Annotated in this window: 6 protein-coding genes; all 6 read right to left on the bottom strand. The window is 72.7% G+C overall.

What is annotated here, in order from left to right; genetic code table 11:
- Positions 1 to 408 precede the first annotated feature (408 nt).
- The 6 genes from EIY87_RS43890 to mihF all read right to left on the bottom strand — a co-directional run bounded on the left by EIY87_RS43890 (position 409) and on the right by mihF (position 6,353).
- On the bottom strand, positions 409 to 2,505 hold the full coding sequence (locus EIY87_RS43890) for a primosomal protein N' (protein WP_125315899.1): 2,097 nt from the start codon (positions 2,503 to 2,505) through the stop codon (positions 409 to 411).
- A 105-nt stretch (positions 2,506 to 2,610) separates the two neighbouring features.
- On the bottom strand, positions 2,611 to 3,813 hold the full coding sequence (gene metK, locus EIY87_RS43885; protein WP_163046904.1) for a methionine adenosyltransferase: 1,203 nt from the start codon (positions 3,811 to 3,813) through the stop codon (positions 2,611 to 2,613).
- A gap of 93 nt (positions 3,814 to 3,906) precedes the next feature.
- On the bottom strand, positions 3,907 to 5,127 hold the full coding sequence (gene coaBC, locus EIY87_RS43880; RefSeq protein ID WP_191984495.1) for a bifunctional phosphopantothenoylcysteine decarboxylase/phosphopantothenate--cysteine ligase CoaBC: 1,221 nt from the start codon (positions 5,125 to 5,127) through the stop codon (positions 3,907 to 3,909).
- Entirely contained in the window at positions 5,120 to 5,389 is a 270-nt protein-coding gene (rpoZ, locus tag EIY87_RS43875; RefSeq protein WP_013224624.1) for a DNA-directed RNA polymerase subunit omega, read from the bottom strand. Before rpoZ ends, coaBC begins: the two co-directional genes overlap by 8 nt.
- The gene (gmk, locus tag EIY87_RS43870; RefSeq protein ID WP_125315898.1) at positions 5,386 to 6,039 is read right to left on the bottom strand and encodes a guanylate kinase; all 654 of its coding nucleotides are present in this window, start codon (positions 6,037 to 6,039) and stop codon (positions 5,386 to 5,388) included. Before gmk ends, rpoZ begins: the two co-directional genes overlap by 4 nt.
- A complete protein-coding gene (gene mihF, locus EIY87_RS43865; RefSeq protein ID WP_003096398.1) occupies positions 6,036 to 6,353 on the bottom strand; it encodes an integration host factor, actinobacterial type in 318 nt (105 codons plus the stop codon). Before mihF ends, gmk begins: the two co-directional genes overlap by 4 nt.
- Positions 6,354 to 6,443: the final 90 nt, after the last annotated feature.

Genomic DNA, 6,443 nt, shown 5'->3' with positions numbered 1-6,443 from the left:
CCCCACCGAAGCCCCAACCCGTCGCACACGGTTCCGGCAAGCCACACCCGCAGCCAGCGAAGCCGCCGCCCACACGACCCCACCGAAGCCCCAAGCCGCCGCACACGGTTCCGGCAAGCCACACCCGCAGCCAGCGAGGTCGCCGCACATACGACCCCGCCGAAGCCCCAACCCGCCGCACACGGTTCCGGCAAGCCACACCCGCAGCCAGCGAGGTCGCCGCACATACGACCCCACCGAAGCCCCAACCCGCCGCACACGGTTCCGGCAAGCCACACCCGCAGCCAGCGAGGTCGCCGCACATACGACCCCACCGAAGCCCCAACCCGTCGCACACGGTTCCGGCAAGCCACACCCGCAGCCAGCGAGGTCGCCGCACATACGACCCCGCCGAAGCCCCAACCCGCCTCAGATGAGATCGAGCGGATCCACCTGGACGCGGATCGGTTCCGTCGCCTTCTTCGCGTCCCGCCGGGCCGCCGCCGCGTGGATCGAGGCCGCCAGTGCCTTGCCGTCCGCGCGGGACACCCGGACCAAGGCCCGCTCTCGCTCCGCGTTGCCGTCTTCGTCGACCTCGCCCAGCGGGACCGGGCCCAGCACCTCGCCGGTGTCGGGCAGCGGGAGGTCGGCCAGGAAGCCCGCGACCGCGTCCGAGCCGCCCTCGACGCTCGCCATCCGCATCGACGGCGGGAAGCCCAGCTCGCGGCGCTCGGCCAGCTCCTGGCCCGCGTGCCAGGCCGGGTCCCAGCGGACCAGGGCCTGGACCACCGGCAGGCCTGCCTCCGCGCCGACGATGACCCGGCCGCCGTCGGCAGCCGGCCGGACCAGGGCGGCCGCGGCCATCCAGCGGCGCAGGGTCTCCTCCGCCGCCCGCAGGTCCTGGCGCCCGAGGAGAGCCCAGCCGTCCAGGAGCAGCGCCGCGCCGTAGCCGCCTTCGGCCACCGGTTCGGCTCCCGGCGTGCAGACCACCAGCGCCGGTTTGCCCGGGACCGCGGACAGCACCTCCGCCGCGCCCGAGGTGCGGACCGGGATGCCTGGGAACGCGCGGCCGAGCTCCTCCGCCGTGCGCTTGGCGCCGACGATCACCGCGCGCAGCCGCACCGAGCCGCAGGCACTGCAGCGGAACGCCGTTTCCGGGACGCCGCACCAGCGGCAGGCCGGGGGTTTCGGCTGCCCGTCGATCGAGCCGCCCGGCAGCGCCAGCGGGCCCGCGCAGCGGCGGCAGTGGGCGGGCGTGCGGCAGTTGCCGCAGGCCAGACCCGGGACGTAGCCGCGGCGCGGGACCTGGACCAGCGCCGGGTGACCGGCCGCGAACGCCTGGCGCGCGGCCTCGAACGCCACCGCCGGCAGGCGTGCGACGCGGGCGGCCTCGTCGCGGGCGACGTCGAAGTCCTCGCCGACCGGGGTGACGCGCGGGGCGGCGGCCCGCAGCACCGCGCGGTCGGCCAGCACCGGCTGCGCCCAGCCGGACTCGACCAGCAGCTGTGCCTCGGCCGTGCGGGCGAAGCCGCCGACCAGCAGGGACGACTTGGTCGTGTGCGCGCGGTCCATCAGCACGTCGCGGACGTGCGGGTACGGCGCGTGCTGGTCGAGGTGCAGGTCGTCGCCGTCGTCCCAGACGACGAACAGGCCGGGGTCGTGGACCGGCGCGAACATCGCCGCGCGCGTGCCGACCACCACGCGCACCGCGCCGCGCAGCACCGCCAGCCAGCGCCGGTAGCGCTCCGCCGGCCCGAGCCCGGCGATCAGCGCCACCACGGCTGCTTCGCCCAGCAGCTCGGCGCACGCCTCGTGCACGCGGGTCAGGTCGCGGTGGTCGGGCACGACCAGCACCGCGCCGCGGCCCGCGGCCGCGACCGTGCCGGCCGCCTCCGCCAGCCGGCGCGGCCAGTCCTCGCCCGGCAGGGCCTGCCAGACGGCGTTCGCGGGCTTGCCCTCGGCCAGGGCCTCCAGGAACGCCGGGCCGCGCTGGTACCGCGTCCAGGCCTCGGTGTCCGGCGCCTCCGGTGGGGCCGCGGGCGCGAGCGGCGGCTCGCCTTCGGCCTTCGCGTGGCGCGGCGGGATCGCCAGGCGCAGGACGTCCGACAGCGTGCCGCCGTAGCGGTCGGCCACCGCCCGGCACAGCGCGTGCAACGACGGCGGCAGCACCGGCTCGGCCGACGTCACGCGGTCCAGGAACGCCAGCCTCCGGTCGTACTCGCTGGACTCGCCGCGCTCGATGAGGTAGCCGTCGACGAGCTGGCCGGCGAACCGGACGCGGACGCGGCAGCCCGGCACCGCGGTCTCGTGCAGCTTCTCGGGGACGAGGTAGTCGAAGGTGCGGTCCAGGTGGGCCAGCGGGATGTCGACGACGATCCGCGCGACCGGCCGCTCCGGCGCGGGCGACTGCGCCCCTTTCGCCTTCTCCCCCGGCCTCGGCTTCTTCCGGGCACGCGAAGGCGCCGCCTTGCTTGCAGGCGGCTTCTCGGGAAGCTCCCAGAGAGCGACGGGCTCGGACTTACTCACGCCACTGATCTCTACCAGACCCCTCCGACACCCCCAACGCCGAACGCCGTGAAGGCCTCCTTACCGGGCATAAAAGCCGGTAAGGAGGCCTTCACGGACTTCAGGTCAGGCGCCGGCGGCCGACTTCAGGGCCTCGGCGCGGGCCGTGCTCTCCCACGGGAGGTCCAGCTCGGGACGGCCGAAGTGGCCGTACGCCGCGGTCGGGGCGTAGATCGGGCGCAGCAGGTCGAGGTCGCGGATGATCGCCGCCGGCCGGAGGTCGAAGACCTCGGTGATGGCCTGCTGGATCTTCGACGGGTCGACCGTCTCGGTGCCGAACGTCTCGACGAACAGGCCGACCGGCGCCGCCTTGCCGATCGCGTACGCGACCTGCACCTCGGTCCGCTGGGCCAGGCCCGCGGCGACGACGTTCTTGGCCACCCAGCGCATCGCGTACGCGGCGGAGCGGTCGACCTTGGACGGGTCCTTGCCGGAGAACGCGCCGCCACCGTGGCGGGCCATGCCGCCGTAGGTGTCGACGATGATCTTGCGGCCGGTCAGGCCGGCGTCGCCCATCGGGCCGCCGATGACGAAGCGGCCGGTCGGGTTGACCAGCAGGCGCGCGCCGGAGGTGTCGATGCCCAGGCCCTCGAGCTCGGGGCCGACGACGTGCTCCTTGACGTCGACACTGAGCATCTTCTCCAGGTCGATGCCGTCGGCGTGCTGCGAGGACACGACGACCGTGTCGAGGCGGACCGGCTGGTCGCCGGCGTACTCGATGGTCACCTGGGTCTTGCCGTCCGGGCGCAGGTACGGCAGCACGCCGTCCTTGCGGACCGCGGTCAGGCGCTTGGAGAGCCGGTGGGCCAGCGCGATCGGCAGCGGCATCAGCTCGGGGGTGTCCGAGCAGGCGTAGCCGAACATCAGGCCCTGGTCGCCGGCACCCTGGCGGTTGATCTCGTCCTCGTCCGACTCGACCCGCGACTCGTACGCGGTGTCGACGCCCTGGGCGATGTCGGGCGACTGCGAGCCGATCGCGACGTTGACGCCGCAGGAGTTGCCGTCGAAGCCCTTGGCGGAGGAGTCGTAGCCGATCTTGAGGATGACGTCGCGGACGATCGTGGGGATGTCGGCGTAGGCCTCGGTGGTGACCTCACCGGCCACGTGCACCTGGCCTGTGGTGATCAGGGTCTCGACCGCGACGCGGCTGCGCGGGTCCTTCGACAGGAGACCGTCGAGGATCGAGTCGCTGATGGCGTCGCAAATCTTGTCGGGGTGCCCTTCGGTCACCGACTCCGAGGTGAACAATCTGCTGCTAGACGCGGTCACGGTGGCCGTCACTTCCTCACCTAGACGTCGGATGCCCGGAAAGTTAGGCACCCCTTACCAGTGCAAGCGTACTGACTATCGCTCCAGGGACGGTCAACGCTTCATGAAGCTCACAACAGCGTCCCACACCATGGACGCCAGTTCCGCTTTCTGCACAAGAGGTAGGGGTTTTTCAGTGGAATCGGCCCCTAGCAGCCAGCCCGAATTGTCCTCGGTGCCGAACGCCTTGCCGTCCCCGACGGCGTTCACGACCAGCAAGTCCGCACCTTTGCGCTTGAGCTTCGCGCGGGCGTGGTCGAGGACGCTGCCGTGCTCGTCGCCGGTTTCCGCGGCGAAACCGACGACGACCTGCCCGGCCCGCCGGTTCCGCACCAATTCGGCCAGGATGTCCGCGTTGCGGTCCAGGGTGATCACCGGGTCCGGCTGGTCGTCGGACTTCTTGATCTTGTGGTCGGCCCGGTTCGCCGGCCGGAAGTCGGCGACGGCCGCGGCCATCACCACGACGTCGGCGCTTTCGGCCGCGGCGTGCACGGCCTGACGCAGCTCCTCGGCCGTCGACACGTGCTGCACGGTCGCGCCCGCCGGGTCCGGCAGGGCCACGGTGTGCGCGGTGACCAGGGTGACGTCGGCGCCGCGCTGGGCGGCGACGCGGGCCAGCGCGTAGCCCTGCTTGCCCGACGAGCGGTTGCCCAGGTAGCGGACCGGGTCGAGCGGCTCGCGCGTCCCGCCCGCCGACACGACGACGCGGACGCCCTCGAGGTCGCGCGGGAGGGCGTCCGGGCGGGCCAGCAGCAGCTTGGCGAGGTCGACGATCTCGGCCGGGTTGGCCAGGCGGCCCTTGCCGGTGTCGACGCCGGTCAGCCGGCCGGAGTCGGGCTCGGTGACGATCGCGCCACGCGAGCGCAGCAGGGCCACGTTGTCGCGGGTCGCGGGGTGCTCCCACATCTCCGTGTGCATCGCCGGGAAGAAGGCGACCGGGCACCGGGCGGTGAGCAGGGTGTTCGTCAGCAGGTCGTCCGCGAGGCCGTGGGCGGCCTTGGCGAGCAGGTTCGCCGTGGCCGGGACGACCAGGACGAGGTCGGCTTCCTTGCCGACGCGGACGTGCTGCACCTCGGGCACCTCGGTGAACACGCCGGTGTGCACCGGGTGCCCCGAGAGCGCTTCGAAGGTCGCCGCGCCGACGAAGTTCAGCGCGGCTTCGGTGGGGACCACGCGGACGTCGTGACCGGATTCGGTCAGCCCGCGCAGCACCTCACAGGCCTTGTAGGCGGCGATGCCGCCGCCCACGCCCAGGACGACGCGGGGTTTACTCACCCTCGGTGTGCTCGAGCAGGCCGCCGTGGATCTCGCGCAGCGCGATCGAGAGCGGCTTCTCGCGCGGGCCCGGCTCGACGAGCGGGCCGACGTACTCGAGCAGGCCCTCGCCCAGCTGGGCGTAGTAGTCGTTGATCTGGCGGGCCCGCTTGGCCGAGTAGATCACCAGCGCGTACTTCGAGCTGACCTTCTCGAGCAGGTCGTCGATCGGGGGGTTGGTGATGCCCTCGAGCTCTTCGGTCAGGGCTACCTGGGTGGTCACTCGTGGTGCTCCGCATCTTCGGAAGGCTGATCAGTAATCAAGTTTAGCAAGTGCTCGGCGGCCTCCCGCACGTCGGCGTTGACGACGCGGTGGTCGAACTCCCCCGCCGCGGCCAGCTCGCGCTCCGCTTCGGCCAGCCGGGCCTGCACCGCGGCCTCGTTCTCGGTGCCGCGCCCGGTGAGCCTGCCGACCAGTTCTTCCCAGGACGGCGGCATCAGCATCACCAGCCGGGCCTCCGGCATCGCCGCACGGACCTGGCGGGCGCCCTGCAGCTCGATCTCCAGGACGGCCGGGCGGCCCTCGGCGAGGGCCTTCTCGACCGGCTCGCGCGGGGTGCCGTAGCGGTTGCCGGTGAACTCGGCCCACTCCAGGAGCCTGCCGCCGGCGATCATCGCGTCGAACTCGGCGCGGTCGACGAAGTGGTAGTGCGCGCCGTCGACCTCGCCGGGGCGGGGCTTGCGCGTGGTGACCGAGACGCTGAACCAGATGTCGGGCTCCAGCTTCCGCAGCTCGCCCACCACGCTCGACTTCCCGACCCCCGATGGCCCCGATACGACGGTGAGCCGGTGCCGGGGGAGGTCCCCCGTCACCGGCTCACCGCCGCGGTCGGCGCCCGGGGTCACCGGGTAGTCACGACCGTCGCCGTTCACTCGCCGCTGAACTCGGCCAGCAGCGCCTTGCGCTGCCGGTCGCCGAGGCCGCGGAGGCGACGGCTGGGGGCGATCTCCAGTCGTTCCATGGTCTGCTGCGCGCGGACCTTGCCGACGCCCGGAAGGGCCTCGAGCAGAGCCGAAACCTTCATCTTGCCGAGGACTTCGTTCTCCTCGGCCTGCTTCAGCACGTCGACCAGAGTGGTACCGCCCCGCTTCAGCCGCTCCTTCAGCTCAGCACGGATGCGGCGGGCGGCGGCGGCCTTCTCCAGCGCCGCAGCGCGCTGTTCCTCTGTCAGCTGGGGAAGTGCCACGTTTTCCTCCGGTAGTTCTCAAATCTGGGTGGGTGACGCGACGGTACCCACCCGTGAGCACCGGCCACAATGCGGGGGTGCCTGGTGGGA

This window comes from Amycolatopsis eburnea (genome assembly GCF_003937945.1).
GTDB lineage: Bacteria > Actinomycetota > Actinomycetes > Mycobacteriales > Pseudonocardiaceae > Amycolatopsis > Amycolatopsis eburnea.
The sequence above is the reverse complement of the archived record's forward strand: the minus strand, read 5'-3'. Positions and strand labels throughout refer to the sequence as shown.